At 71.2% G+C, this 26063-nt stretch carries 21 protein-coding genes and 1 tRNA gene; 8 read left to right on the top strand and 14 right to left on the bottom strand.

The features are described 5' to 3' along the window. Nucleotides 1–7: 7 nt before the first annotated feature. Nucleotides 8–1234 carry an amino acid ABC transporter substrate-binding protein gene (locus BLT97_RS03055; RefSeq protein WP_093607049.1) on the bottom strand — a complete coding sequence of 409 codons (1227 nt, stop codon included), beginning with the start codon at nucleotides 1232–1234 and terminating at the stop codon, nucleotides 8–10. 134 nt (nucleotides 1235–1368) lie between these two features. Between BLT97_RS03055 and BLT97_RS03060 the strand changes: the two genes are divergently transcribed. The 3 genes from BLT97_RS03060 to BLT97_RS03070 all read left to right on the top strand — a co-directional run bounded on the left by BLT97_RS03060 (nucleotide 1369) and on the right by BLT97_RS03070 (nucleotide 3574). After that, on the top strand, nucleotides 1369–2400 hold the full coding sequence (locus BLT97_RS03060) for a LacI family DNA-binding transcriptional regulator (protein ID WP_093607050.1): 1032 nt from the start codon (nucleotides 1369–1371) through the stop codon (nucleotides 2398–2400). Between the two features lie 135 nt (nucleotides 2401–2535). Beyond that, nucleotides 2536–2609, top strand: a tRNA-Pro gene (locus BLT97_RS03065). 149 nt (nucleotides 2610–2758) lie between these two features. After that, nucleotides 2759–3574: a DUF6226 family protein gene (locus tag BLT97_RS03070; protein ID WP_093607051.1), complete on the top strand. Its 816-nt coding sequence runs from the start codon at nucleotides 2759–2761 to the stop codon at nucleotides 3572–3574. Between the two features lie 32 nt (nucleotides 3575–3606). Here BLT97_RS03070 and BLT97_RS03075 read toward each other — a convergent pair whose 3' ends face one another. Further along, the gene (locus tag BLT97_RS03075; protein ID WP_093607052.1) at nucleotides 3607–3978 is read right to left on the bottom strand and encodes an MmcQ/YjbR family DNA-binding protein; all 372 of its coding nucleotides are present in this window, start codon (nucleotides 3976–3978) and stop codon (nucleotides 3607–3609) included. Nucleotides 3979–4188: 210 nt separating this feature from the next. Next, nucleotides 4189–5160 (bottom strand): alpha/beta fold hydrolase, encoded by a 972-nt coding sequence (locus BLT97_RS03080; RefSeq protein WP_093607053.1) that lies wholly within the window; start codon nucleotides 5158–5160, stop codon nucleotides 4189–4191. Nucleotides 5161–5648: 488 nt separating this feature from the next. Between BLT97_RS03080 and BLT97_RS03085 the strand changes: the two genes are divergently transcribed. Then, on the top strand, nucleotides 5649–9056 hold the full coding sequence (locus BLT97_RS03085; protein WP_245769174.1) for a ThuA domain-containing protein: 3408 nt from the start codon (nucleotides 5649–5651) through the stop codon (nucleotides 9054–9056). Further along, nucleotides 9053–9928 (top strand): sugar phosphate isomerase/epimerase family protein, encoded by an 876-nt coding sequence (locus BLT97_RS03090; protein ID WP_093607055.1) that lies wholly within the window; start codon nucleotides 9053–9055, stop codon nucleotides 9926–9928. Before BLT97_RS03085 ends, BLT97_RS03090 begins: the two co-directional genes overlap by 4 nt. 103 nt (nucleotides 9929–10031) lie before the next feature. Here BLT97_RS03090 and BLT97_RS03095 read toward each other — a convergent pair whose 3' ends face one another. The 3 genes from BLT97_RS03095 to BLT97_RS03105 all read right to left on the bottom strand — a co-directional run bounded on the left by BLT97_RS03095 (nucleotide 10032) and on the right by BLT97_RS03105 (nucleotide 12920). After that, nucleotides 10032–10844, bottom strand: coding sequence for an ABC transporter ATP-binding protein (locus BLT97_RS03095; protein WP_093607737.1), 813 nt, complete (start codon nucleotides 10842–10844; stop codon nucleotides 10032–10034). 56 nt (nucleotides 10845–10900) lie between these two features. Further along, the gene (locus BLT97_RS03100) at nucleotides 10901–11920 is read right to left on the bottom strand and encodes an ABC transporter substrate-binding protein (RefSeq protein ID WP_093607056.1); all 1020 of its coding nucleotides are present in this window, start codon (nucleotides 11918–11920) and stop codon (nucleotides 10901–10903) included. Nucleotides 11921–12056: 136 nt separating this feature from the next. Next, entirely contained in the window at nucleotides 12057–12920 is an 864-nt protein-coding gene (locus BLT97_RS03105; protein ID WP_093607057.1) for an ABC transporter permease, read from the bottom strand. Nucleotides 12921–13293: 373 nt separating this feature from the next. Here BLT97_RS03105 and BLT97_RS03110 point away from each other — a divergent pair, with 373 nt between their 5' ends. Further along, complete coding sequence (locus BLT97_RS03110; protein WP_093607058.1) at nucleotides 13294–14514, top strand: mandelate racemase/muconate lactonizing enzyme family protein; 1221 nt, start codon at nucleotides 13294–13296, stop codon at nucleotides 14512–14514. Between the two features lie 682 nt (nucleotides 14515–15196). Continuing rightward, nucleotides 15197–16492, top strand: coding sequence for an acyl-CoA dehydrogenase family protein (locus tag BLT97_RS03115; protein WP_093607738.1), 1296 nt, complete (start codon nucleotides 15197–15199; stop codon nucleotides 16490–16492). A gap of 60 nt (nucleotides 16493–16552) precedes the next feature. On the opposite strand, the gene BLT97_RS03120 is transcribed toward BLT97_RS03115, so the two are convergent. From BLT97_RS03120 to BLT97_RS03145, 6 genes are all read right to left on the bottom strand, one after another. Next, nucleotides 16553–17122 carry a GAF domain-containing protein gene (locus tag BLT97_RS03120; RefSeq protein WP_093607059.1) on the bottom strand — a complete coding sequence of 190 codons (570 nt, stop codon included), beginning with the start codon at nucleotides 17120–17122 and terminating at the stop codon, nucleotides 16553–16555. Next, nucleotides 17119–17730 (bottom strand): GTP-binding protein, encoded by a 612-nt coding sequence (locus BLT97_RS03125; RefSeq protein ID WP_093607060.1) that lies wholly within the window; start codon nucleotides 17728–17730, stop codon nucleotides 17119–17121. Before BLT97_RS03125 ends, BLT97_RS03120 begins: the two co-directional genes overlap by 4 nt. Next, entirely contained in the window at nucleotides 17708–18085 is a 378-nt protein-coding gene (locus tag BLT97_RS03130; RefSeq protein ID WP_093607061.1) for a DUF742 domain-containing protein, read from the bottom strand. Before BLT97_RS03130 ends, BLT97_RS03125 begins: the two co-directional genes overlap by 23 nt. A gap of 2 nt (nucleotides 18086–18087) precedes the next feature. Beyond that, nucleotides 18088–18516, bottom strand: coding sequence for a roadblock/LC7 domain-containing protein (locus tag BLT97_RS03135; RefSeq protein ID WP_093607062.1), 429 nt, complete (start codon nucleotides 18514–18516; stop codon nucleotides 18088–18090). 98 nt (nucleotides 18517–18614) lie between these two features. Continuing rightward, a complete protein-coding gene (locus tag BLT97_RS03140; RefSeq protein ID WP_093607063.1) occupies nucleotides 18615–20513 on the bottom strand; it encodes a sensor histidine kinase in 1899 nt (632 codons plus the stop codon). 323 nt (nucleotides 20514–20836) lie between these two features. Further along, on the bottom strand, nucleotides 20837–23017 hold the full coding sequence (locus BLT97_RS03145; protein ID WP_093607064.1) for a GH36-type glycosyl hydrolase domain-containing protein: 2181 nt from the start codon (nucleotides 23015–23017) through the stop codon (nucleotides 20837–20839). Between the two features lie 111 nt (nucleotides 23018–23128). Between BLT97_RS03145 and BLT97_RS03150 the strand changes: the two genes are divergently transcribed. Next, nucleotides 23129–23500, top strand: coding sequence for an iron chaperone (locus tag BLT97_RS03150; RefSeq protein WP_093607065.1), 372 nt, complete (start codon nucleotides 23129–23131; stop codon nucleotides 23498–23500). Nucleotides 23501–23634: 134 nt separating this feature from the next. On the opposite strand, the gene BLT97_RS03155 is transcribed toward BLT97_RS03150, so the two are convergent. Both BLT97_RS03155 and BLT97_RS03160 read right to left on the bottom strand, forming a co-directional pair. Then, a complete protein-coding gene (locus BLT97_RS03155; protein ID WP_093607066.1) occupies nucleotides 23635–24300 on the bottom strand; it encodes a phosphotransferase in 666 nt (221 codons plus the stop codon). 91 nt (nucleotides 24301–24391) lie between these two features. Beyond that, nucleotides 24392–25561 (bottom strand): MBL fold metallo-hydrolase, encoded by a 1170-nt coding sequence (locus BLT97_RS03160; RefSeq protein ID WP_176953620.1) that lies wholly within the window; start codon nucleotides 25559–25561, stop codon nucleotides 24392–24394. Nucleotides 25562–26063 lie beyond the last annotated feature (502 nt).

Raw genomic sequence — 26063 nt, forward strand, 5'->3', positions numbered from 1 at the left:
CGGCCCGTCACCACTTCGGCTTGGGGAAGACGAAGTCGGCTTCCTTCTGTTCCTCGGGCAGCACGATCTGGATCTCGCCGTCCACCCACTGCTGGATCATGTGGGCGCTCTGCGGGCGACCCTTGTCGTCCCACTTGAGCGGCCCGACCACGGTCTCGACCTCGTTCCCGCGCAGGAACTCGATCAGCTTGGCTTGGCATTCCTCGTCCTGCGAGGCGCACTTGGCGGCCTCGACGGCGGCGGCCACCACCTGGCCGGTGGTGTACGCGTTGGCCTCGTCCTCCTCGGGCGCCTTGCCGAACTGCTCCGTGTACTTCTCGACGAACTCCTTGTTGCTCGGGTAGTCCGCCTTCTGCGTGTAGCCGGTGGGGGCGAGGACGCCTTCGGTCTTGTTGCCGATCGCCTCGGCGAACTCGGGCGAGGTGGGGGCGGTGGAGAACGCGGCGATCTTCGGCTGGTAGTTGAGCTGCTGGAGCGCGACGATCAGGTTCACGCCGTCCTGGTACTGCGAGCCGCCCACCACCATGTCGGCCTTCGAGTCGGCGATCTTCGCGGCGATCGGGCCGAAGTCGGTGGTGTTGGGCGGATACACCTCGTCCACCGCGGTCTTGATGCCGGCGGCCTCGAGCTTGTCCTTGAGCCCGTACGCGGTCCCCTGGGCGAACGGGTCGTCCATCGCGGAGTACGCCACGCTCTTCGGCCGCTGGTCTGCGGGGAGCGCGAGGATGTACTCGGCCAGGTGGTTGTAGTGGTCGTTCGCCACCGCCGGAGCCGCGTAGAAGAGGTTCTTGAAGCCCTGCTCGAAGACCTCGGGCGCGGCGCCCGCGGGTTCGACGAAGAGCATCCCGTACTCCTCGGCCACGCGCGCCGAGGGCACCACGAGCCGGGTCGAGAACGGGCCGAAGACCAGGTCGACCTCGTCCTTGCCGATGAGCTGCTCGTAGTCGGAGACGACCCGGTCCGCGTTGGACTGGTCGTCGAGGATCTTCAACTCGACCTTGCGGCCGAGGAGTCCGCCCTTGTCGTTGACGATCTTCGCCCAGGCCTTGTAACCGCGCTCCACGCCCTTGCCGGGCTCGGCGAAGTCGCCGGTCAGCGGGAGTGAGACGCCGATGGTGATGGTGTCGTCCCCGGAGCCCTCGGAGCCCGCTCCGCCGCCGCAGCCGCCGAGGGCGAACGTCGCGGCCAGGGCGCTCACCGTGGCCACCAGCTGCCCTCGTCTGGTTGTGCTCATTGCTGGACACCCCCTGTCCACTCACGAGCAAGCGCTTTCGGGAGCGCTTGCGTACTATGTAAGCCACGTCACAGGAACTGCACAACGGCCGCGCAACTACCAGTTCACAAGCCCCAGTTCAGAGGCGGTGACGGATGACCCGACCACGCTCCCCGCTGCGCCTTGCGGATGTCGCTCAGCGCGCGGGGGTCTCTTTGGCAACCGCTTCCCGGGCGCTCGCGGGGCGTGACGGGGTCCGCGAGGAGGTGGCGGAGCGCGTCCGGCAGATCTCACGCGAACTCGGCTACGTGGCCAATCCGCACGCGCGCACGCTGGCCGGCGGCGCCACGTCCACCGTCGGGCTGATCGTCCATGAGATCGACGACCCGTACTTCTCCGAGATCGCCAGCGGTGTGATCAGGGCGGCGGGCGAGCGGGGACTGATCGTGCAGATCAGCACGTCCGCCCGCGACCCGCGCAGCGAGCTGCGCCAGGTGCGGCATCTGATCGCGCAGCGGGTGGGGATCATCATCATCGCCGGCTCCGGCTATGTGGACCCGAGCCTGGAGGCGGAGGCCAAACAGGAGCTCGCCGCCTTCCAGAGCGCGGGCGGGCGGCTCACCGTCATCGGCCGGCACGCGCTGAGCGCGGACTCGGTGCGCCCGGCCAACAAGGAGGGCGGCGAGGCGATCGCGGAGCATCTCGTCGCGCTCGGGCACCGGCGGATCGCGGTCGCCGCCGGGGACGCGCGCCTGTCCACGGTGGTGGACCGGCTCGCAGGCTTGAGCGTGGCGCTGCGCCGGGCCGGTCTGTCGATGGCGGACGTGCCCGTGATGCACGCCGAGTTCACCCGCGACGGCGGCCACGACGCGGCCGAGCGCATCCTGCGCGAACATCCGGAGACGACGGCGATCGTCGCGCTCAACGACGCCATGGCGCTCGGGGTGCTCTCGGCCCTGCGCACCGAGGGCGTGCCGGTGCCGCAGCGGATGTCGGTGGTCGGCTTCAACGATGTCGCGTACGCGGCGGACCTGGCCCCCGGCCTCACCACGGTCCGGCTGCCGTTGGCGCGCATGGGCCAGGAGGTGCTGACCCTCGCGCTGCGCCCGCCGGCGGGACGGCCGCGGCGCAAGGCGACCTCGTGGGAGCTGGTGGTGCGTGCATCGACGGCGGCTCCGCACAGGTGAGGGCCCGTGTGGTCACCCTCCGCATCCGGTGCGCCACAGGGGGCGTGCCGGAAAACGGGTTCACGAGCACCGGCCGGAGTGCGGTATTGTTTCCGTGCGCGTTCGGCCAGGGGAAACCCCAGGTCACACGAGCACCGGGACGTGGCGCAGCTTGGTAGCGCACTTGACTGGGGGTCAAGGGGTCGCAGGTTCAAATCCTGTCGTCCCGACAGTGATGTCGGTGAAGTACCGCAGTTCAGAGGCCATCGGAAGCGATGGCCTCTTTGCTTTGTCCGGGCTCGTTCCGGGCTCTTTCCGGGCCGGACCCGGCTGGTCCGGACACCGGCCGGTTCCGTTCTCGCGCAGGGAGAGTGCGTACGTGAATCCCAGCGACTGGCTGCGTCTGGTGGACGAGGCCTTCGTGGTGACCGGCGCCGGCACCCCGGCCTGGCCGGACCCCCACCCCGACGGCGAGGTCCCCGACGAGGCGTATTCGCGCTGCGAGGATCCCGGCAAGTACCGGATCCTGGCCGCTCGTGCGGAAGCGTGGACCCGCGTCCTGACCGGCCGCTCGCTGGCCGTGGCTGAGTCGCTTCCGGCTGCGGCGGGAGCGCTTTCGGAGGCGGTCGAGCCGCCTCCCGTGGGGGCAGGCGCGCATTCCGAGGAAGCCGAGCCGCCTCCCGCCGCAGTCGAGCTCCCTCCCGCCGCGGCAGGCGCGCCGTCCGCCGCGGCCGCCGGGGCCCGTCCCGCTGCCGGGCGGCCGGGCGCGGCGGAGGTCTGGCTGCGGGAGCCGGAGGTGGCCGTCGACAGCGCGGTGCGGCTGCGGCCGGTCCGGTCGGACGCCGTACCCCTGGTCTTCGGCTTCTCGGCCATGGACGGCGTGCCGGGGACGGTGCTCACGCTCGGCGCCGGTGAGCCCGCCGTCGAGCTGGCACGGCTGCCGGACTGCGGCTGCGACGCCTGCGACGACGGGTCCGAGGGCATTCTGGAGAGCCTCGACGAAGTGGTGCTCGCCGTGCTCACGGGCACATTCGTGGCCCTCGACGCCGGGCGCGGGCGCACCGTCACCGCCCTCGGCGACAGCTGGTCGGCGCACGACTGGACCGGCACGGGGCAGTCCGTGGACGAGGCGATCGCCGCGGCGCGGCAGGGCCGGTCCCCGCATCACGTCGTGCAGGGGGCAGCCTGGGAGTGACGCGGATCCCGGCCGCCGCGGCGAGTCCCTCTCTACTCCCCCACGACCGTCAGCTCCGGGTGCTGCTCCAGGAGCCGGGGCGGCGCCGCCTGCCGCCACGAATCCGTGAGGATCGCGCGCAGCTCGTCCAGGTCGTCGAGCGCCGCGAGCCGGACGCGGACCCAGGCGAAGGCCGCCTCATGGTCGGCGATCCAGAACTTCTCCGGCTCGGCCAGGACCAGCTCGTCGCGCTCCTCCTTGGGGCAGCGCACCGCGAGCGAGGTCTCCTCCTCCGGCATCGTGGCGAACATCTTGCCCGCGACCCGGAACGTCGGCATCGACCAGGCGATCTTCTCGGTGGTCTCCGGCAGCCCGAGCGCGATGGCACGGGCGTCGTCCGAGGTGGGGGCGGCGGCAGCGGTCATGGCTCAGAAGGTACGACACCCCACTGACATCCGCGCTGCCCACCGCCGAACACGCCCGGCTTCACGGGGCCGCGGGCTCGCCCCCACGGTCGCGGGCCCACCCTCCAGGGTCACGGGCCCACCCCTACGACCGCGTCCGCTGCCGTAACCGAACACACCCCCGTCTCACACCCACCCGACACACCCGTCCCGCACCCGACACGTCCCGCCTCACACCCGCTTCTCCAACCACGCCACCAGATCCGCCTGCACCTCCGCCCGGTTGGTCTCGTTCAGGATCTCGTGGCGTGCGTCCTCGTAACCCTTCCAGGTCAGGTCGGCCACGCCCACGTAGCGGAAGTCCTCCAGGAGGTCGTAGACGAGGGACATGCCCTGGTTGCAGGGGTCCTTGGTGCCGACCGCCACGTGCACCGGCAAGTCGTCCGGGATACGGGCGAGTTGGTCGGGGTGGTTGATCTTGCGGATGCCGTTCACCCAGTCCCGCGACAGACCCGCCGAGAAGGCGAACCCGCAGCGCTCGTCCGCCACGTAGCGGTCCACCTCGGACTCGTCCCTGGACAGCCACTCGAAGCCGGTGCGGTGCGGATAGGGGTCGTTGAAGGAGGCGAACACCTCGGGCACGAAGGAGGAGACCGCCGCACGGCCGCCCTCGGCGATCTCCCGGTCGAGCCGGTCGAGGGAGCTCTGGATCTCGACTCCGGGCAGCGTGCGGAAGGTTCCCGAGAGCAGCAGGGCCGCGAGGGTGTCCGGGTACTCCTGCGCGTAGTCGCGCGCCAGCATCGACCCCATGCTGTGCCCGAGCAGCACGGTGGGCGCATCCGGGAAGAGCTCGCGCGCCCGGTCGCCGACCGCCTTCAGGTCGTCGACGATCGCCCGCCAGCTGTCCGCGCCCGCCCCGTCCGCCTCGGAGTTTTCCGCACCGGGGGCCTCCGTCACCCCGTACCCGCCCGTCGAGATCGCGGTCGCGCCGTGGCCGCGGTGGTCCGAGGCGATCACCCCGTAGCCGTGTGCGGTGAGGTACCGGGCGAACCGGTCGTAGCGCTGGGCGTGTTCGGCCGCCCCGTGGGCGATCTGGACGAGTGCGCGGGGCCGGCCGCCGTCCGGCAGCCAGGTGTACGCGGCGATCTGGAGGCCGTCCGGCGCGGTCACGGATTGGGTGGTGTACGGCGTCGTGTGCGTCATCGCTGTGCTCCTCGGTCCGTTCGCGGGCTGCATACGGCGACGAGGGCTCCCTGCCCACGACGGCTCCCCGGACACCTCCGCAGGAACAGTCGGGACACACCGCGGCGGCCGGCGCCCGGCCACCACCGCGCGGCACCCACCCCCGCCGTCCGCCCCCACCGCGCCGCACCGGCCCCCGCCGTCCGCCACCACCGCGCGGCACCGGCGCACACCCTCAGCGCACCGCCCGGACCCTTCGCGCGCACGGGCCACAGCCCCAACTCCGGTACGTAACAAGCCCCCTACGACCCGTTGACCCCTCCGATCACTGGAACCTACGCTGAGCGACTGCACCTCAGAAAGCGCTTTCTCCCTAGCGATGCACCCGATGAGCCGACGGCACACAGCCGTACCCCTAGACAGCGGGAGCGCCCATGAGTCATCCCCCGAACCGCGGCACCGCCCGAAGACTTCTGCGACCTCTGGCCACCTTCGCCGCGCTGTGCGCGATGGTGTTCGGCCTGGTCGTGACGGTTCCCCAACAGGCCGGAGCGGCCGTCCCGTTCCGCGTCCTGGTCTTCTCGAAGGTCACCAACTTCGACCACGATTCACGGGCCGCCGGAGTCGAGGCGGTCAAGAAGCTCGGCGCCGAGAACGGCTTCGAGGTCGAGGCCACCGACGACGCTGCGGCCTTCACCGACGAGAACCTCGCGAGGTTCAAGGCGATCGTCTTCAACAACACCAACTCCACGCCGGAGTCCGGAGATCTCCTGAACGCCGAGCAGCGCGCGGCCTTCCAGAAGTACATCCGCGCCGGCGGCGGCTACGTCGGACTGCACGCGGCGAGCGCCAGCGAGCGCGACTGGGACTGGTACGAGGGCCTGGTCGGCGCCATCTTCGACAAGCACCCCGCCGTGCAGACCGGCCGCATCAAGGTGCTCGACCAGGCGCACCCCTCCACCAAGGGCCTCCCTCAGCTCTGGGAGCGCACCGAGGAGTGGTACAACTGGCGCACCAACCCCACCGGCAAGGTGCACACGCTCGCGCAGATCAAGGTGCGCGACGGCATCAACGGGCTGGACGAGGGCGTCGACCACCCGTACTCGTGGTGCCAGAACTACGACGGCGGGCGCTCCTGGTTCACGGCCGGCGGGCACGCGCCCTCCGCCTTCCAGGAGGAGTACTTCCTCAAGCACCTGCTGGGCGGCATCCAGTGGGCCGCGGGCGACAAGCCCGGCGACTGCACGGCCAGCAAGACGAGCGCCTTCCAGCGCACTCCGCTGGTGACCAGCGATCTGGCCGACCCGTTCGAGCTGGCGGTGGCGCCGGACCGGCGGGTGTTCTTCATCCAGCGCACCGGCAAGCTGAAGATCGTCAACCAGGAGAGCCTGAAGGTCACCACCGCCCTGGACTTCGCGTACACGCCGGAGATGACCAGCCAGTCGGACGGCCTGCTCGGTCTCGCTCTGGATCCGAAGTTCGAGGAGAACCACTGGTTGTATCTGCTGCACTCGGACAAGACGGAGAAGCAGCTGAACCTCTCGCGGTTCACGGAGGCCGGCGGCAAGGTCGACATGGCGAGCGAGAAGCGGCTGCTGACCATCCCGACCTTCCGCGGCGAGGGCCGCGCGAACTCGCACATGGCGGGCTCGCTGACCTTCGACAGGAGCGGGAACCTGTACGTCGCCACCGGTGACAACACCGACCCCTTCGCCTCCGACGGCTTCACGCCGATCGACGAGCAGGAGGGCCGCCGCGCCTGGGACGCCCAGGGCACCTCGGGCAACACCAACGACCTGCGCGGCAAGATCCTGCGGATCACGCCGAAGGACGACGGCACGTACTCCGTTCCCGAGGGCAATCTCTTCGCGCCCGGCACGGACAAGACCCGCGCCGAGATCTACGCGATGGGGCTGCGCAACCCGTTCCGCATCACCACCGACCCGCACTCGGGCGCCCTCCTGGTGGCCGACTACGGGCCAGACGCACGCGCCGCCAACCCCAGCCGCGGCCCGGAGGGCACGGTCGAGTTCAGCCGCGTCACCAAGGCCGGCAACCTCGGCTGGCCGTACTGCGTGGGCAACAACACCCCGTTCAACGACTACGACTTCGCGACCAAGACCTCAGGGCCGAAGTTCGACTGCGGTGCCCTGAAGAACGACTCGCCGAACAACACCGGCCTCACGGACCTGCCGGACGCCGAGCCCGCGACCGTCTGGTACGCGTACTCCGCCTCCGCCGAGTTCCCGGAGCTGGGCACGGGCGGCGGCGGCCCGATGAGCGGTCCGGTCTACGACTACGACCCGGAGAACACGTACCGGACCAAGTTCCCCGAGTACTTCGAGGGGAAGTGGCTCAACTACGAGCTCACCCGCAAGTGGTTCAAGACCTTCTCCATGCAGGAGAAGGACCAGACGTTCACCGATCCGCGCTTCCCCGCGGCGAAGGCCGGCGATCTGCATTCGATCAACACCGTGTTCGGCGACATGAAGTGGAACCAGCCCTTCGACGCCGACTTCGGTCCCGACGGAGCGCTCTACGTCATCGACTTCGGGCTCGGCAGCGGCACCGGGCGCGGTGGCAGCAACGAGGGCTCGGGCATCTACCGGATCGACTACGTGGGCGACGGCCGGCTGCCGGACGCGCGGGCCACGGCCGTCCCGGACACCGGGCAGGCCCCGCTGACCGTGCGGTTCTCCAGCGAGGGCTCCGGGATACCGGGCGGCGGCGACGTCACGTACGCCTGGGACTTCGACGGCAACGGCACCACGGACTCCACCGAGGCCAACCCGACCCATGTGTACACCGAGAACGGCCAGTTCACCGCCCGGCTCAAGGTGACCGCACCCGGTGACCTCACGGCGCTCGCGGTGCAGGACGTCACCGTCGGCAACACCCGGCCGGTTGTGAGCATCAAACAGCCGCCCAATGGAGGCCTGTTCGCCTTCGGCGACACCATCCCGTTCGAGGTCCGGGTGAGCGATCCGGAGGACGGCACGATCGACTGTTCGCGGGTGGTCGTGCAGTCCCAGCTCGGCCACGACACCCATCTGCATCCGCTGGACAACTACACGGGCTGCACGGGCGAGATCGTCACCGACGCCGGTGACAGCCACGGCCCCGGACAGAACCTGTACTACGGCATCAGCGCCCAGTACGAGGACAAGGGCGGCCCGGGCGGGGTCCCGGCGCTGACCGGCTCGTCCTCGCTGACCCTGCGCACCACCTTCCGCGAGGCCGAGCACTTCACCGCAACGGGCGGTCCCAGCAAGGGAGTCGAGATCGGCAGCCGCACCGACGCCTCGGCCGGCAAACGGCTCATCGAGATCGAGCACGGCGACTGGATCACGCTCGACCCGAGCAACTTCAAGGGCATCGACTCGGTGACCGTCGGGGCCGGGTCCGGTGGCCTGGGCGGCGACATCGAGTTCCGCGCGGGCTCGCCCACCGGCACGCTGCTCGGCAAGGTGACCGTCCCGAACACCGGCGGCTACGGCAACTTCATCTCGCCCACCACCGCCCTCGAGGACATCGAGGAGACCAGCAAGCTGTACGTGGTCTTCACCAACCCCGCCTGGACTCCGGACAAGGCCGACCTGCTGACCCTCGACTGGCTGCACTTCAACGGGCCCGGCGTGGAGAAGAAGGGCGGCACGAAGGTCGAACTCGCCAAGACGCAGACCGCGGGCGCGGTCCAGCTGACGAGTGAGATCAAGGTCGCCGCCGGGCGTCGGATCACCTCGTACCACTGGGACTTCGGCGACGGCACCAAGCCCGCGGGCGAGGAGGGCCCGACCGCCGCGCACACCTACGCCCGTCCCGGCGCCTACACCGCACGCCTGACCGTCACCGACGACAAGGGCGACACCACGACCGGCTCGGTGCAGCTCACCGTGGCCGAAGGAGGAACCGCATGACGCTCGGCAGACGTGCCTTCCTGGGCACTTCCCTGGGGATCGCGGCGGCCGCGGGGCTCGCCACCACGCCGTCGTACGCCCTCGAAGCAGGGCCCGAGGCGGACGCGGCGCGCTGCCGGGTGATCCCGCGCGGCGGCATCGGCATGCACCTCTACACGATGCGCACCCCGCTGGCCGCGGACTTCCCCGGCACGCTGGAGCGGCTGGCCGAGATCGGCTACGCGACGGTGGGCGTGAGCGGCCGGCACGGGAACAGCGCGGCGGCGATCCGCGGCTTCCTCGACCGTACGGGGCTGCGCGCCGTACTCGAGCACGTCGCGTACACCACGCTCACCGGTCCCGGACTCCCCCAGGCCCTGGAGGATCTGCACACGCTCGGCGCCAAGTGGCCGGTGGTGCCGAGCCTGCCGGGCGCGCTGCACACGCCGGACGGATTCCGTGAGGCGGCACGGCAGTTCAACCGGATCGGGCAGGCCTCGCGCGAGGCCGGGCTCGGTCCGGTGCAGTTCCACAACCACGGGTCCGACCATGCGGTGGTCGACGGCGAGAACCTGTACGACATCCTCCTCAAGGAGACCGATCCGCACCTGGTCGCCTTCGAGCTGGACGTGTACTGGGCGGCGAAGGGCGGGGCCGACCCGGCCCGGCTGTTCGTCGAGCACCCGCGGCGCTTCCCGGCGCTGCACGTCAAGGACATGGCGGCGGACGGCGGCTTCGCGGACGTGGGGTCCGGAACCCTGGACTTCGCCGCGATGTTCGAGAACGCGCACGTCGGCGGCGTACAGCAGTGGCTGGTCGAGCACGACAGCCCGGCCGACCCGTTCGCCACGGCCCGCCACAGCTACCGGCACCTTGCGGCGCTGAGGTACTGAGGTGCTGACTGACCTGCTCGTGCACTGAGGCACAGCAACTGGAAGCGCCCCGCCCCCTCGTCAGAAAGGGGGCGGGGCGCTCTTCGTACGGGACCTCGGCAGGTCAGTCGTCCTCCGCCGACGTCCCGAGCAGCCCCCGGATATGCGTGGTGGCATCCCGGAACTCCGCGCGGCCCATGGTCTCCGCGTAGTCGCGCTCCGCCGGCAGGCCCACCTGGATGATCTCCTGGATGGTGCCGGGGCGCGGGCTCATCACCACGACGCGGTCCGCGAGGTACACGGCCTCCGCGATGGAGTGCGTGACGAGGAGCACCGTGGTGCCCGTCTCCCGCCAGATCCGGTGGAGTTCGACGTTCATCTGCTCACGGGTGAGCGCGTCGAGCGCGCCGAACGGCTCGTCCATGAGCAGCACCGGCGGCCGGTGCAGCAGCGCCCGGCACAGGGCCACGCGCTGCTGCATGCCGCCGGACAGCTCGTGCGGCAGCGCGTCCTCGAAGCCCGTGAGGCCGGTCATCCGGATGAGCTCGTCCGCCCGCGCCCGCGCCTCGGCGGCCGGCAGCTTGCGGATCTCGGCCTGCAGCAGGATGTTCTTCAGCGCCGAGCGCCACTCAAGGAGAGCGGCCCGCTGGAAGACATATCCGATGTCGTGGCGCGGTCCCGCGACCTGCTCGCCGTGCAGCCGCACCTGTCCGGCCGAGGCCTTGAGCAGGCCCGCGACCAGCTTCAGGAGCGTGGACTTGCCGCACCCCGAGGGGCCGACGATCGCCACGAACTCCCCGGGTGTGACGTCGAGCGAGACATCCGTGAGTGCGGTGACGTCCCGCTTCTTGCTGCGGAAGCGGACAGCGACATCGGCGAGCCGTACGGCCGGTTCCTGCGCGCCGTCCGGCGCTCTGTCCTTGACGAGCTGGGTCATCTTCGCCCCGTCGGGCCGGTGGGTCGGTGTGGGTGACATCTGCGCTCCCGGCATGGTCAGCTCTTCGGGGCCAGGTCCTCGGCCCAGTAGTCCGCCACGGGCTTGGCGTCCTGGACCATGCCGGCCTCCTTGAAGACGTCGATGGTCTTCTGCCAGTCGTCCTCGGTGTTCGCACCGGGGACCTGACCTTCGGTGGCCTCCGTGTGCAGCAGCGTCAGCGTCGTCTTGAACTGCTCCGTGAGCACCGCCTCCGGCGGCAGCTGCTCCGAGGCGCCGTCCATCGCGGCCACCGCGTCGTCGGGCGCCTTCTCGGCCGCGGTCCACGCCTCGCTGACGGCCTTCGCCATGCGCTGGGCCAAGTCCTTGTCGGACAGGGTCTTCTGACCCGCGATCAGGCCGTTGGAGTAGAAGTTGAGTCCGTGCTCCGAGAAGCGCAGGTACTCGACGTCCTTCTTGGCCTTGTCGGCCATGGTCGGGCCCTGGTCGCTGGCGTAGCCGAGCAGCGCGTCCGTCTTGCCGGAGATCACCGCGGCGATCTTGCCCGCGGGGTCGGTGTTCTGGACGGTGACGTCCCCTTCTTCGAGATCGTTGGCCGCGAGGAACACCGGGAACGTCTTCGACAGCGCGTCGCCCGTCGTACCGGCGATGACCTTGCCCTTGAGGTCGGCGGGCGACTTGATGCCCTGGTCGGCGAAGAACTGCACGGAGGCCGGGGTGGTCTGGAGGAAGACCCCGAGGCTCTTGACGTTCACGCCCTGCTCGACACCGGCGAGCACGGCGGGGGTGTCGGCCCAGCCGAAGTCCGTCTGCCCGGCGGCGGTGGCCTGGACCGTCTTCTGCGAGCCCTGGCCCGCCTGGATGGTCAGGTCGATGCCGTGCTTCTCGAAGATCTTCTGCGCCTTGCCGTAGTAGAACGGCGCGTGCTCTCCGTACGGATACCAGTTGAGCGTGAGCGTCACCTTGTCCAGCTTCTTGCCGTCCTTGCTGGTCGTGGTGGAGGAGTCGTCCCCGCCGCAGGCCGTGGCGGCGACCAGGAGCAGCGGGACGAGGCCGATCAGGGTTCTGCGCGGGTGCATGTGGCCTGCCCTTTCACGAGCGGACATCGATGTCTTGACGGGAATGCGGTACGGGACGTGCCGGGGGGGGTGGCGCTTGCGGGTGTGGGCCGGGCGGTTCGTGGACGTGCCGGGGGTACTGCGCCGGGCGGTGCGCTCAGAAGGCGGTCGTCACGCCGGACTCGCGGCGGCTCGCATGCCAGGGCAGGAGCAGCTTCTCGGCGAGTTCGACGATGACGAAGAGGACCACGCCGATCAGGGACATCACCAGGAGGCCGGCGAACAGCATCGGGGTGTCGAGGTTGCCGTTGGCCTGGAGGATCACATAGCCGAGTCCCTCGTTCGCCCCGACGAACTCACCGACCACGGCCCCGGTCACGGCGAGCGTGACGGCGACCTTGAGGCCGGAGAAGAGGTGCGGCAGCGAGGCGGGGAAGCGGATCTTCACGAAGGTCTGCCAGGGGCTCGCGCCCATCGTCGAGGAGAGCTGGAGCATCTCCGGGTCCACCGCCTTGAGGCCGGTGACCATGGAGATCACCACGGGGAAGAAGGCGATGAGCACCGCGATCACGATCTTCGGCGCGATGCCGAAGCCCAGCCACACCACGAACAGCGGCGCGATGGCGATCTTCGGGACGACCTGGGCGAACAGCAGGATCGGGTAGAGGGTCTTCTCGACGGTGGTCGAGTACACCATCACCACGGCGGCGAGGACGCCGATGGCCACCGCGACGACGAACCCGATGAGGGTCTCGTACGTGGTGACCCAGCTGTGCTGCCACAGGTAGTCGGGCTTGTCGAGGATGACCTCGAAGGTCTTGCCGGGCGAGGGCACCAGGTAGGGCTCGACCAGCTCCATGGCCGCGATCACCCACCACGCCACGAAGCACGCGACAAGCAGGGCGACGGGGCGCCAGCTCTTCTCCACGGCGTCGGCGAACCGCTCGCGCGCGCTCGGGCTTTCACGTAGCGCGACACCCGCCGTCTTCACGGGTGCCGAGGACAGTGCGCTCTGACTCACGAGGAACTCCCCTGAGGGTGACTTCAGTTGACGGAGAGCCGGGTGCTCGGGGTGGTGCCCGGCCGCCGGTGGCCGGTGATGACTCGGGTGATGCCCGGCCGCCGGTGGCCGGTGACGGCGCGTGCGCGTGCTCCGCGCCGCACCCCTGCCGCCTCCCGAAGCAACTCCCTTCGACGGAAGCCCACTTGCCGCTCCCCATCCGACCGGAACCGCTTTCAGAAAGCGCTTTCTGATACGCTTCCGGTCACGCTAATGACCGCCCGAGTGCACGGTCAATAGGTCGTGCACAGGTTTCCGCGCCGCCGAGCCGGCCCTGCCCGAGGTTCGTGCGCCGTACGTCCGCAACTCCCCGACCGAGAGGCCCCCGTGGGACATGGAACCGACCGGAGCACTTCCCCAGCCGACCGCACCGACCGCCTCCTCCGACTCCCCGCCCGCCGCACCCCCGGCGCCCCTCACCTCGCTGACGATCGACCGCGTCGAGACCTTCGCCGTGGCCCTGCCCACCCACCGCTCCTTCGGGGTCTCCGGCGGCTCGGTGGCCGTCGCGGGCCGGCCGAGCATCCGGGTCCTGGTGAAGGTGAGCGCGGACGGCGTGCACGGCTGGGGTGAGGCCACCCCGATCCCCGCCTGGACCTACGAGACGGCCGAGTCGATCGTGACGACCATCGACCGCTATCTCGCCCCGGCCGTCACCGGCCGCGCCGCCTGGGACCTGGACGGCGTCGACCGCACCTTCGACCGTGCGGTGAACCGGGGCTTCAGCATCGGCGCCCCACTCGCCAAGTCGGCGGTGGACGTGGCCCTGCACGACCTGCTCGGCCGGGCGGCGGGCGTCCCCCTGGGTGTGCTGTGGGGTCAACGGCGCACGGAATCGCTCCAGTTGGGGTGGATCGTGTCGGGGCAGACCCCGTCGCAGGTGGGCGAGAGCGTGGCCGAAGGACTCGCTCTCGGCTACCAGGCCTTCAAGGTCAAGATCGGGCTGCACGACGAAGAGACGGACCTCGCGGTCGTCGCGGCCGTACGGGAGCACGCCCCGGGCGCCCCGCTGTGGGTGGACGCCAACCAGGCGTACTCCGTGCACAGCGCGATCCGCATCGCCCGCCGCCTGGACGAGCTCGGCGTGACGGCCTTCGAGCAGCCGCTGCCTGCCAACGACGTGGCGGGGCTGCGCCGGCTGCGGGACGCCTCTCCGCTGCCGGTCGCCCTCGACGAGTCCCTGCGGCACCCCTCCGACCTCGCCACCTTCGTACGCCTGGAGGCGGTGGACGTGGCGATCGCCAAGGTGCAGCGCAGCGGCGGGCTGACGCTGTCGCGCCGGCTCTGCCAGCTGGCCGAGGACAGCGGGGTGCGGCTGATGGGCTCGGGCCTCACCGACTCCGACCTGGGCCTCGCCGCATCGCTGCACCTGTTCGCGGCCCATGGCATCGACTCCCCGGTCGACCTCAACGGGCGCCAGTTCATCGGCTCCCCCTATGCGGGGCCGACCGTGCGGGTGGAGAAGGGCGTGGCCCACGTTCCCACCGGGCCGGGCCTGGGCGTCGAGGTGGACGAGGCGGTGGTCCGGGAGCTGGCGGTGGACGTGCTGGCCTGATCCGGCACACCCCGGGGGCGCCGCGCCACCCGAAAGGCGCCCCCTTCACGCCCCTTCACGCTTCCACGCGCCGGGCCGCCCGCTCCCGTACCCCGGTGTAGCCGAACCGTTCCTGCATCATCGGCCTTCCGGCCAGCGAACACCCGTTCCCCCGGGCGGCGACGGGTGGGACGGGCGAGCCTCCGGAAGATGCGCGCTACGACTGAGCCCGGCAGCCGAAACCCCGGCACTCCGGACCTACCCCGGCACTCCCGTAACCGCGTCTCAGGATGCGGAACGAGGATGGCTCAAACTATGAGTCCAATTCCGGCCCGGACGAGGGCGAGTGTGTCCGGATTCTGTCGCTCGATGGAGACACTCTGAGCAATAGAGGCCGATCTCGTGACCCGGTCTGCCATATGCCGCAGAAACTGTTGCCTCGGGCATGTGGCACCCGGCGGGCCGGAGGGAATGCCTCGGGCGTGGACCGGATGGACTCACCGCACCTGACGCCGCGTAGCGGATCGTCAACTGTCCGTTTTTGCGCCAAAGTTGCTGGACGATCTTGTGGATGCCTCAAGCTTCAACAAGATGGTGTGGTGGTCTGTTCGGGACGGGACCACTTCGAAGAAAACTCCTGCTCGAACAACCCTGCGAGCAGGCTTTTCACGGAGGAAGGCTCGCGATGGACACCATGGGACCCATGGACAGCTACTTCACCAGCCGGCGGCACCATCAACTCCGCGAACAGGTCAGGGGTTTCGCCGAACGGGAGGTCCGCCCGCGGATCCCGGCCATGGAGGAGTCGCGTACCACTGCCCATGGCATATCCCGCCTGATCGCCCAGCAGGGCTGGCTGGGCGCGACCATCGCCGAGGAGTACGGCGGCATGGCTGCCGGGCATCTGGCCAAAACCATCATCATCGAGGAACTCTCCCGCGTCAGCGGGGCGATGGGCGCGATGGTGCAGGCCTCTCAGCTGGGCGTGGCGAAGATCGTGCACTTCGGCAGCGAGGAGCAGAAGCAGACGTGGCTCCCGGCCGTGGCGGCCGGACACTGCCTGCCCACGATCGCGGTCACCGAGCACGAGTCGGGCGGGCACGTCCTCGGCATGGCGGCCAGCGCCGTGCGGGACGGGGACGACTACATCCTCAACGGCCGCAAGGTGTACGTGGGGAACAGCCACGTCGGCGATCTCCACGGTGTCGTCGTGCGCACGGGTCCTGGCTCGAAGGGGCTCACGGCTTTCCTGGTGGAGGCGGACCGCCCGGGCTTCTCGCTCGGCGAGCAGCAGCCCGCCATGGGTCTGCACGGCTTCAGCTTCGGTGAGCTGATCTTCGACAACTGCCGTGTCCCGGCGGCCAATCGGCTCGGCGAGGAAGGTGACGGTCTGGCCGTCGCGTACTCCTCCAGCGTCCTGTACGGACGGGCGAACCTGACCGCGGTGTCGCTGGGCATCCATCAGGCTCTGGTGGAGGAGACGACCCGGTTCTGCGCGGAGCGGGAGCGGTACGGCAAGCCGCTGCACGCGCTGTCCAACGTGAAGATCAAGCTGGGGCAGATGCAGTCCCGGCTGATGACGGCGCGGCTCTCGGCGTACCACGCGGTGCATCTGCTCGACCAAGGGGCGGACTGCGACGCGGAGTTGATGAACGCCAAAGTGGTCAATGTCGAGTCGGCCCTGGACTCGGCGCGCAACGCGATGGAGATCCACGCGGCCGCCGGGCTCTTCACGGACCGGCCCATCGAGCGCTTCCTGCGCGACGCCCACCACATCTTCGCGCCCGCCGGCACCTCGGACGTGCAGCTGCTCCGGCTCGCCGAGGTCGCGCTCGGCACGGCGAAGGGCAGCTGGTCGCGCCGGCTCAGCGAGCTCGTACGGAAGGAGCCGCCGACTCCCAGGGAGGAGCCGCCGGCGGCCAGGGATGAGCTGGACTGGACGGAAGGGCCCTGGGGTCAGGTCCCGCAGCAGCGCACGCACTTTGTCGGCAAGGTCTGAACTCCCTTGCCGTCGGCGGAACCCGGAGTCGGCGGCTGACTGCTCCGCCGGTGGTCATGGTCAGATCCGGCCGTCCTCCCGGCGGTGGATCTGCTCGATCAGCTCCGCGGCCATCGACTTGATCGTTTCGAGCCCCGCCCTCCCCCAGGGGCGCGGCTCGGTGTCGACCACGCAGATGGTGCCGAGCGCCATGCCCGTACGGTCGATCAGCGGCGCGCCCAGGTAGGAGCGGATGCCGATCTCGTCGACCACCGGGTTGCCCGCGAAGCGCGGGTAGTCGCAGACGTCCTCGAGGACGAGGGCCTTGCGGCGGACCACCACGTGCGGGCAGTAGCCGTGGTCGCGGGCCATATAGCGGCTGACGCCCGAGTTCGCCGCGGCCGCGCCCAGCTCGGAGCCCGAGTGCGTACCGGTCGGCGTGTGCAGCCCCGCGAAGAACTGCCGGTTCTCGTCGATGAAGTTGACCATCGAGAAGGGCGCTCCGGTCACCTCCGCGAGCCGGTCCGCGAAGGCGTCGAAGGCCGGGTCGGGATGCTCGCCCAGGCCGAGCTGGCGCAGCCGCTGCACCCGGCTCGGCGCGTCCTTGTCGATGGGCGTGAGCAGCAGATGCCCGGTCGGGTCGTACGTCATGTCGTAGCTCCAAAGCTCGGGGCCGGAGTGGTCTTGGTGAGCAGATGCTGGACGAGGGTCACCAGGGTCTGGACCCCGGAGGAGGAGATACGGGCGTCGCACAGGACCACCGGGACCTCGGGCCGGAGATCTATGGCGGCGCGCACTTCCTCGGGCTCGTAGCGGAACGCGCCGTCGAACTCGTTCACCGCGACGACGAAGCCGATGCCGCGGCGCTCGAAGAAGTCCACGGCGGAGAAGCAGTCCTCCAGACGGCGCGTGTCGGCCAGGACGACCGCGCCGAGCGCCCCTTCGGACAACTCGTCCCACATGAACCAGAAGCGCTCCTGGCCCGGGGTGCCGAACAGGTACAGCACATTCTTGGCGTCGAGCGTGATCCGGCCGAAGTCCATGGCGACGGTGGTCGTCGTCTTGTGCTCGACGCCGTCGAGCCGGTCGGTGCCGATGCTGACGGTGGTGAGCAGCTCTTCGGTGCTCAGCGGTTCGATCTCGCTGACGGCGCCCACGAATGTCGTCTTGCCGACCCCGAACCCGCCCGCGACGAGGATCTTGAGCGCGGTGGGGAAGGAGTCCTGGGCGAAGGCGTCAGAGCCGTCGTCGTAGGCCATCGAGCACTGCCTCCAATAGCGACCGGTCGGTGGGGTTGTGCGTACGGAACGACGGGGCCTTCGCGGTGAGCGCCCCGCAGTCGACGAGATCCGAGAGCAGCACTTTGGTGACCACGGCGGGGAGCCGCAGGTGCGCGGCCACCTCCGCCACCGAGGTGGGCCGGGACCCGATCAGACCGAGCACCTCGGTGTGTTCGGGTCCCATCTGACCGGCCGGCAGCGCACCGGTGGTCATCACCATCGACAGCAGGTCCAGGGCCGCGGTCGGCCGGGTGCGCCCGTTGCTCACCGTGTACGGGCGCACTAACCGGCCGGCCGCGTCGTCGAGCCACGGCCCGTCCTGCGGGGCCGCCACGCTCAGAGCCTCGGGCCGGACTCGGCGGTCTGCCGCGCTGGTGTCACCAAGTAGGGACGGACGCTCTTGACCAGCATCGCCATCTCGTAGCCGAGGACGGCCGCGTCGGCGTCGCGGCCCGCGAGCACCGCGAGACAGGTGCCGGAGCCGGCCGTGGAGACGAACAGCAGGGTGGAGTCCAGCTCCACGACGACCTGGCGCACCTCACCGCCGTCCCCGAAGCGGGCACCGGCGCTGCGGCCGAGGGAGTACAGCCCGGAGGCCAGGGCCGCCATGTGGTCGGCGCTGTCGGTGTCGAGTCCGTGGACGGATTTCACCAGGCCGTCGGAGGAGAGGAGCACCGCGCTCCGTGTGTGCGGCACTCGCTGTACGAGTCCGCTCAACAGCCAGTCGAGATCGGAGACATGGCCGGTCGGCACATCGCTCGCCATGGTGGATCGACTCCTTGGGGTACGAGGGTCATGCGGCGGGATTACGGGGGCGTGGGTCCCGGGGGTGGCGGGTGCCCCGGGGGTCGTGGGCAGGGCGGTCATGAGGCCGGGTCACTTCCCCGGCCGCGCAGGCTCTGCTCACGGTCCTGAGCGGGGTCGGGCAGGGCGTCCTGCGCCTCGGCGAGTCCGATGCCCCGCTGGAACGCGGCCATCAGGCCCGGGTCGTGGCCGACCAGGTGTCCGCTGTCGGAGCGGGTGGCCGGCTCGTCGCGCAGCTGCGGGGCGAGGTGCTCCTGGGCGCGGCGCTTGGGCAGCTGGGGGCGGCCCATGGTGCCGCGCACGGCGCCCTGCACCGGCGGGGGCGTGCTGTGGTGCTCGGTGGCGGCGGCGCGGTCCTCGGGGCGGATGCCCGGGACGGCCTCGGCGGGAGTGCTCCGCTCCTCGTGGGTGGCCCGCACGGGGAGGGGTGAACTGCCGTTCAGACGCGCGCCGTTGCCCGTCACGGGCAGGCCCGCGCCGTTGGGCTGGTACGGCGGTGCATCGCGCTGCGGCTGCTCCGGTACGTGGCCGAGCGAGGGTGCCGGGGCGGCGTGCGAGGCGAGGGCGGGTGTCCCGGTGGTGCGTGCCACGGGCTGCGGGACGGGCTGGGGCATCGGCTGCCGGACGGCGCCGGTGTCCTGCGCGGCGGTGAGCTGAGCGGGCTCTGCGGCCGGGGTGGCCTTGACCCGCGGCTGCTCGCCGGTCTGGCCCGACTGACCGGTCTGGCCGGACTGCTGCTGGGCCGCCGGTTCGGATCCGAGCAGGCCCTGCGGGAGCACGATCACGGCCTGGATGCCGCCGTAGATGTTGGACTGGAGCCGCACCGCGACACCGTGCCGCCGGGCGAGCGCCGAGACCACGAACAGGCCGATGCGGCCGTCGGAGAGCAGGCTCGCGACGTTCACCTGGTCGGGGTCGGAGAGCAGCCCGTTCATCTTGTTCTGCTCGGTGACCGGCATGCCCAGGCCGCGGTCCTCGACCTCGACCGCGAGGCCGGCCGTGACATGGCTGGCGCGCAGCAGGACCTGGGTGTGCGGGGCGGAGAACACCGTGGCGTTCTCGACGAGTTCGGCCAGGAGGTGGATGACGTCGGCGACCGCGTGGCCGCGCAGGGTGCCGTCGATCGGCGGGACCAGCTTGACCCGGGAGTACTGCTCGACCTCGGCGATGGCCGAGCGGAGCACCTCGGTCATGGTGACGGGGTTGGACCACTGGCGGCGGGAGATCGCGCCGCCGAGCACCGCGAGGTTCTCCGCGTGCCGGCGGATGCGGGTGGCCAGGTGGTCGACGTGGAAGAGGCCCTTGAGCAGCTCGGGGTCCTCGACCTCGTTCTCCAGCTCGTCGAGGAGCTGGATCTCGCGGTGCACCAGGGACTGCAGGCGCCGGGCGAGGTTCACGAAGACCTCGACCTTCTGCTCGCTGCCCGCGTGGCTGGAGAGCTGGGACGCCTGGACCACGGAGGCGACCGCCATGTCGTGCGCGCGGTGCAACTCCTCGGCCAGCTGCTCGAATTCATCCGGGTCGCTGCTGGGCCGCGGGGGCGCCTTGCGCGGCGGCGGGCCTTCGCCGCGGCGCAGCCGCTCGACGAGCTGGCGCAGGTCGGCCTGGCTGCGGGCGCTGTTCTTGCGCAGGGAGACGAGCCGCTCGCGGGCGGCGCGGGCCGAACGGTCGGCGGCGACGGCTGCCGCGGCGACTCCGGCCAGGGCGACGAGGCCGGCGCCCGCGAGCACGACCCAGAGCTTCGTGTCCGGGCTCGCGCCGGTGGAGCGCAGGGTGAACAGGACGGCGGCCGCGCCGCACAGGGTCACCGCGACGGCGGGCAGGACCGCGATACGCAGGAGCTGTCGGCGTATGTGCGTCTCGGGCAGCGACGGCTGGGCGGCGCGGTTCGGCTGCCTGCCGTGCCGCCCGCCCTCACGGCGATCTGCGCGTGCGGCCGGTTCGCGGAGATTCGACATCGGCGTCCTCGGGTGGAATTCGCTTGGGTCTGGTGCAACGTGTGATGCGCAAGGTGGTGCTACGGAGCCTGGTCCGGGTGCCGGGTGGCATGCGGAAGAGTGCGATGTGGCAGCACCGCACGGCCGGTCCGTCCGGGCACTGGCTTGCGTCCGGCACGTACATCGGCGAACACACACGGTAGTCGCGAATGCATCATGTGCGAGCGTCAGTTGACAAAGTCGAGCGAAGCTCGGCGAGCTCTGCTATATGCGTTCGGACTGGTGAACGAAGGTGTGCGAGGCCTGTGCGCCCGCGTAACCGGAGTCTCATCGGCCACAGCTTCTCATCCCGCGGGCGGTGCTCCCCAACCGGCCTCTGTTTTACCGCAGTTGAGCTTTCCGTCGGGGGTCTCGACGGCCAGTTCCCCCCGCCCCAGGAGGCGTCCCGAACCGTCCGGCCGCACCGTGAGGGTGCGGCTGCGGAAGGCGGCGCCCGCGCCGGCCGCGAGCCGTCCGTGCGCCGTGGGCCCGACGCCGAGCAGCCTGAGATACGCGAGCAGTGGCTGCGAGTGACTGTGCAGATTGCCGACGGGCCAGGCCTGCATCGCGACACCGAGGTCCGGCAACACCCAAGTACGGCCCGGGCGTTCGGACTCGGGCGGCAGATACGCGTCGGGGCCTGACAGGGTGCCCTCCCAGACGTCGGGATAGGCCTCGGTGTGCGCCGCGAGGGACATACGGCGCCACTCGTCCCAGGCGAGTGCGGGGTCGATCCGCGCGGCGGCCCACACGAGCGTCGCATTGACGGCGTACCAGTGGCCGCCCATGCCGTCGGTGCGCGGCGGCCAGTGCAGCCGGGCACCGAGCGGGGCGTCCCGGCGGAGCAACGCGTCGATGGTTGCGAGGAGTTCACGCGCCTGCCCGTCGCTCGCGGCGCCGCACAGGATCGCCCAGGGTTGCACTTCGAGCCACAGGTCGTCCGCGCCGACCTGTGCGCCGCCCGGTCCGAGCGCGCGCCGGAACCAGCGCCCGGTCCACTCCCCCGCGACCCGCTGCCGCAGCTCCTCGGCGAACGTCCGCGCCTCGGCGGCCGTCTCCGCGTCCCCGAGCCGGTCCGCGAGTCCGGCGTAGACGGGCAGCACCCAGGCGGCCATGGCGGAGTTGAGCACGGACTCGCCGCGCTCGATCATCGTCTGCCGGTCCACGCCCGCGGCCTCGTCGAGGGCGAGGTCGTTCCAGTCGGCGTTGCGGATCCGCACATGCCCGTGCTCCCCGGTCCCGATGACGTCCCTGAAGTACCGGAACTGTCCGCGCAGATGCTCCTTGAGCGGCACTTCGGGGGCGCGGTGCACGGGATGGAAGGGCGCGGGTTCGTCGAAGGCGGCGAGGTCCCCGGTCGCGGCCGCGTACTCGGCGGCCAGCCACAGGGTCCACAGGTTCTGGTCGGAGGGCCGGAACAGGTCGGTGCGGGGCTGCTTCCTGTTGTCGAGGGCGTACGGGAGTTCACCGTCGGGGCCCGCCCAGGCGCAGGTGTTGCGCAGCACGGACAAGGCGAGGTCGGGCTCCGTGTAGACGAGGGGCAGCGCGTGCTGCAACGGGTCGCGTGCGGCGCCGTTGAAGCCGTGCCGGTAGGAATACGCGGATCCCTGGTCGAGGGTGTGCCCGCCGAGGACGCCGTCCGCGCAGGCGCCGCCGGTGAGCAGGGCCGCGTGCCAGGGGACCTCGCGGGCGGCCTGCGGCGCCTGGTCGGCGTGGGCCTCGGGCAGGCGGCGGCGCAGGGCGGCGAGGTCGTCGGTGGCGGCTGCGGCTGCATCCGCGGGTGCGGGTGCGGCTGTGGCTGCATCGGCGGCGGTCCCGAACCGGAAGAGCACCGACGTCCGCTCACCCGGACCGAGACGCAGGGGGACCTCCACGCGCAGCAGCCCCTGCGCCCCTTCGCTCGCGACGCCGTCCGGGCCCTCCAGCCTCAGCGGGTGCCCGCCCTCGTACACGGGCGGGTGGGCGCGCACCCCGATCTCCAGGTAGTCGAGCACGCGCTGCCGTACGTCCCACTCCTCGCTCAGCGTCCAACTGACGTGCCCGGCACGCCGGTTGGTGACGGTGACGCGGATGAGGACGACGGGCACCTCGCCCTCGGGCACGGTCACGGTGCGTTCGAGGGCGAGGTCGGCGGTCTCCCTGCTCGCGCGCACATACGTGGGCCCGAAGACGATCCGCGGTCCGTCCCCGTCACCGCCCTCGTCCCGCGCCGAGGTCAGCAGCTCGCGCCCGTCCTCGGTCACCCGTCCGACGCCCGTGCCCCGGGGTTCGGGTTCGGTCAGCCAGCGCAGGTCCTCGTACTCGTCCCACAGGCCGCAGCGGCCGTCCGTGTCGGCCACCAGAGTGAGCCTGCGGTTGCCGAGGTGGACCCAGCGCCGGCGGGTAGGCGGGTCGATGACGCGGTTCCAGGCCGGTGGCGGCGGGCCGCCGGGCAGGGCGAACGCCGGCAGTCCCGAGTCGTCGATCCAGCGTCCGTACGCGCTCATGGCATCCCTTCGTCACCCGGCCGGTGCTCGGACCGGTCCCTCGCCTGACGCCGGACCGGCCCCTCCGCCTGACGCCGGACCGGCTTCCGTGTCTGGTGCCAGACTGGCCTCATGGACAAGCCGACGACAGTGGACACGTATCTGGCGGGCTTCTCCGGTCCGGCGCGTGAGCTCCTCCACCAGGTGGTGGCGCTGATCGGGAGGACCGTCCCGTCCGCTGCCGAGGCCATCAAATGGGGCTGTCCTGCGTGGGTGCACCCCTCGGGCACGATCCTGTTCGCGCTCAGCGGGCACAAGGCGCACGCCAACATCGTCTTCACGCCGAGCACGCGCGAGGCCTTCGCCCCGGAGCTCTCCGCGTACGACACGGGGAAGGGCTCGGTGAAGCTGCCGTACGGGAAGCCGGTGCCCGAGGAGTTGCTCGCGCGCATGATGGCGTACCGGGTGCGGGAGCACGAGGAGGACGGGGTGAAGTGGATGTGAGGCGCCGGCTTCGGAGGCGGGTGGCCGCCAGGCTCAGCCGGGTGGCTTGTCCGCCGGCCTGACTGGCGCCGGGCTCAGACCTATGGCCTGAGTTGCACCGGCCCAGCCCTCCCCTGGCCCGACTCGCGCCTGGCTCAGACCGACGGCCTGAGTCGCCCCGCACGGCGCCGCAGCCAGGCTTCCTCGGCCGGGCGCAGGTTCGGATCCGTCAACTTGACCTCGACGGCTGCCGCGAGGCGCGGCCCGGGGTCGGTGGCGCTCCCCCTGCGTACGGCGTGCAGCAGCAGTCCGCGCCCCAGCCGCGCCGCCAGGCCGGGGACCTCGGCCCCGCCCACGGTGACGAGCGTCATCGCCAGATCCGCGGCCGGATCGCCGGCGGCCGCGTTGCTCCAGTCGATGACCACGGGGCCGCGCCCGGTGAGGATCACGTTGCCGGGGTGCAGGTCCAGGTGCAGCACCCGGTCGTCTCCGGTCCCGCCGAACCGCTGCGGCAGCCAGGTCGGCGCCGGGTGCGCGTGCAGCCGGTCGTGCAGCGCGCCGAGCATCCGGCCCAGCGTGTGGAACTGCAGCGGACGCCGGGCGAGCACCTCCAGCATGGTGGGCCCGGCCACGCGTTCCAACACGAGGTCGGTGGAGGTGGCCCCGTGGACCTCCGGGACCGGGAAGCCGCTCGCCGCGAGATGCGTCATCAGGCGGGCCTCCCGCTCGGTCGGCCGCCCGCCGCTCCGGTAGCGCCGCAGCACCCTGGTCTCGTCCAGGGCGTACACATCGGCGTCCCGCCCCTGCCCGATCAGCTCCATGCGGGGCAGTCTGACGGACGGGCGTGCGCACCGGCCAGGCGGGTGACCCGCCGTACAGGGGGCGGGACTTGGCGCCGAGGCCGGTACCCCGCTACGCGGCGGTGGTGGGAGTGCCCACGGGCGCCGGCGCGGGCTCCGGAGCGGTTTCGCCCGCCGCCGCGCGCGCCGCGACCGGGCGCCACCACGGGTCGGTCGGCAGCGCCCCGGCGGGTTCGAAGGGCAGCCCCGGGTGCGGCAGGGCCACGGCCGCGCCCGCCGTACGGGCGGCCGCGAGCGTGCCCTCGGCGGGCTCCTCCCACGGGTGCGGGGCGAGGTTGAACGTGCCCCAGTGGATCGGCAGCAGCACGCCGCGCGGCCCGCCCTGGAGGTCGAGGTGGGCGCGCAGCCCCTCCTCGGGCGTCATGTGGATGTCGGGCCACCACTCGGAGTAGGCGCCGATCTGGATCATCGTCACGTCGAACGGGCCGTGGTCGCGGCCGATGTCGGCGAAGCCGGGGAAGTAGCCCGTGTCCCCGCTGTGGTAGACGCGGTGCCCGTCCGAGGCCACGACCCAGGAGGCCCACAACGTGTGCTGCTGGTTGCGCAGGCCGCGGCCGCAGAAGTGGCGGGCCGGGGTGGCGGTCAGGGTCAGGCCGTTCACCGACGTCGACTCGTGCCAGTCCAGCTCGCGCAGCCGGTCCGCGGAGACGCCCCAGCGCTCCAGGTGCGCTCCCACGCCGAGCGGGACGGCGAACACGGTGTCCGTGCCGGCCAGGGCCTGGATCGTGGGCAGGTCGAGGTGGTCGTAGTGATCGTGCGAGATCACGACGACGTCGACCGGGCCGAGCGCGGCGAGCGGCAGCGGTACGGGGTGCAGGCGCTTGGGCCCGGCGAAGGAGAAGGGCGAGCAGCGCTCACCCCACACCGGGTCGAAGAGCACCCGGCGGCCGTCGATCTCGGCGAGCACGCTGGAGTGCCCCATCCAGGTGATCCGCAGCCCGTCGGCCGGGGGCTCGGCCAGGTCGGCGAGGGTGGTCGGGTGCACGGGGATCAGGCCGGCGGGAGAGCGCCGCATGCGCTGCTCCTTGTCGAAGAACGTCTTGGCGAACGCGAGCTTCGAGCCGTGCGGGCCGGGCCTGCCCTCGACGGGATTCTGGAAGGTGCCGTCGGCGAAGTGCGGGGATCTGCGGATACGCGCCATCCGCTCACCGGTCGGATCCGCGCCGAACGCGAGGGGCCTGAGCGAACGGACAGCGGAACTCAGGGAACGCGAGGCGGTCACGGCAGCTCCAGGATGGGGGGCGTGGGGCTTCATTATGGGCACGCGCCCGCCCGGATCCGCGGTGCGCGGAACTCGGGCGACTCGTGGACGTCACGCCCTGCTCAACGTGGGAGGGGCACGCAAGATTCCGCGGCGGGTGCGGGGTGGGGGCCGCCGTTCAGGGGCGGGGCCTTTCACGGGCGCCGTTCGCAGACGGAGCCGTCCGCGAGCGGGACCGTTCGCGGGCATGACCGTTCGCGGGCAGCACGGGGCCTGCTCCCGGCCGGCCCTGCCTCACCCGCACGCCCGCCCCGCCCGCGCTGCACTGGCCGCAGCCCCGTTCCGTTCCGTCGGCAGAATCGCCTTGGAGGTGCCTCCACTCCGCCTGCGATTCCGCAGCCGCCCGGAAGCCGCCCGCGAACCGCGTCGGCACCGCCCCGAACGCCCCGATTCGGCCGCAGACCCGTGCCTGCCCAGGTGGCGCTCCTGCCTCGCTCGAACCTGCACGGCCACCGCCCGAGGT

Origin of the sequence: Streptomyces indicus (assembly GCF_900100315.1) — a bacterium.
In the GTDB taxonomy this organism is placed as follows: domain Bacteria; phylum Actinomycetota; class Actinomycetes; order Streptomycetales; family Streptomycetaceae; genus Streptomyces; species Streptomyces indicus.

Excerpts from the sequence above, each read along its gene's own strand:
- BLT97_RS03055 (WP_093607049.1), bottom strand. The coding sequence starts at position 1,234 with ATGAGCACAACCAGACGAGGGCAGCTGGTGGCCACGGTGAGCGCCCTG.
- BLT97_RS03060 (WP_093607050.1), top strand. The coding sequence starts at position 1,369 with ATGACCCGACCACGCTCCCCGCTGCGCCTTGCGGATGTCGCTCAGCGC.
- BLT97_RS03075 (WP_093607052.1), bottom strand. The coding sequence starts at position 3,978 with ATGACCGCTGCCGCCGCCCCCACCTCGGACGACGCCCGTGCCATCGCG.
- BLT97_RS03080 (WP_093607053.1), bottom strand. The coding sequence starts at position 5,160 with ATGACGCACACGACGCCGTACACCACCCAATCCGTGACCGCGCCGGAC.
- BLT97_RS03085 (WP_245769174.1), top strand. The coding sequence starts at position 5,649 with ATGGTGTTCGGCCTGGTCGTGACGGTTCCCCAACAGGCCGGAGCGGCC.
- BLT97_RS03090 (WP_093607055.1), top strand. The coding sequence starts at position 9,053 with ATGACGCTCGGCAGACGTGCCTTCCTGGGCACTTCCCTGGGGATCGCG.
- BLT97_RS03095 (WP_093607737.1), bottom strand. The coding sequence starts at position 10,844 with ATGACCCAGCTCGTCAAGGACAGAGCGCCGGACGGCGCGCAGGAACCG.
- BLT97_RS03100 (WP_093607056.1), bottom strand. The coding sequence starts at position 11,920 with ATGCACCCGCGCAGAACCCTGATCGGCCTCGTCCCGCTGCTCCTGGTC.
- BLT97_RS03110 (WP_093607058.1), top strand. The coding sequence starts at position 13,294 with ATGGAACCGACCGGAGCACTTCCCCAGCCGACCGCACCGACCGCCTCC.
- BLT97_RS03115 (WP_093607738.1), top strand. The coding sequence starts at position 15,197 with ATGGACAGCTACTTCACCAGCCGGCGGCACCATCAACTCCGCGAACAG.
- BLT97_RS03120 (WP_093607059.1), bottom strand. The coding sequence starts at position 17,122 with ATGACGTACGACCCGACCGGGCATCTGCTGCTCACGCCCATCGACAAG.
- BLT97_RS03125 (WP_093607060.1), bottom strand. The coding sequence starts at position 17,730 with ATGGCCTACGACGACGGCTCTGACGCCTTCGCCCAGGACTCCTTCCCC.
- BLT97_RS03135 (WP_093607062.1), bottom strand. The coding sequence starts at position 18,516 with ATGGCGAGCGATGTGCCGACCGGCCATGTCTCCGATCTCGACTGGCTG.
- BLT97_RS03140 (WP_093607063.1), bottom strand. The coding sequence starts at position 20,513 with ATGTCGAATCTCCGCGAACCGGCCGCACGCGCAGATCGCCGTGAGGGC.
- BLT97_RS03145 (WP_093607064.1), bottom strand. The coding sequence starts at position 23,017 with ATGAGCGCGTACGGACGCTGGATCGACGACTCGGGACTGCCGGCGTTC.
- BLT97_RS03150 (WP_093607065.1), top strand. The coding sequence starts at position 23,129 with ATGGACAAGCCGACGACAGTGGACACGTATCTGGCGGGCTTCTCCGGT.
- BLT97_RS03155 (WP_093607066.1), bottom strand. The coding sequence starts at position 24,300 with ATGGAGCTGATCGGGCAGGGGCGGGACGCCGATGTGTACGCCCTGGAC.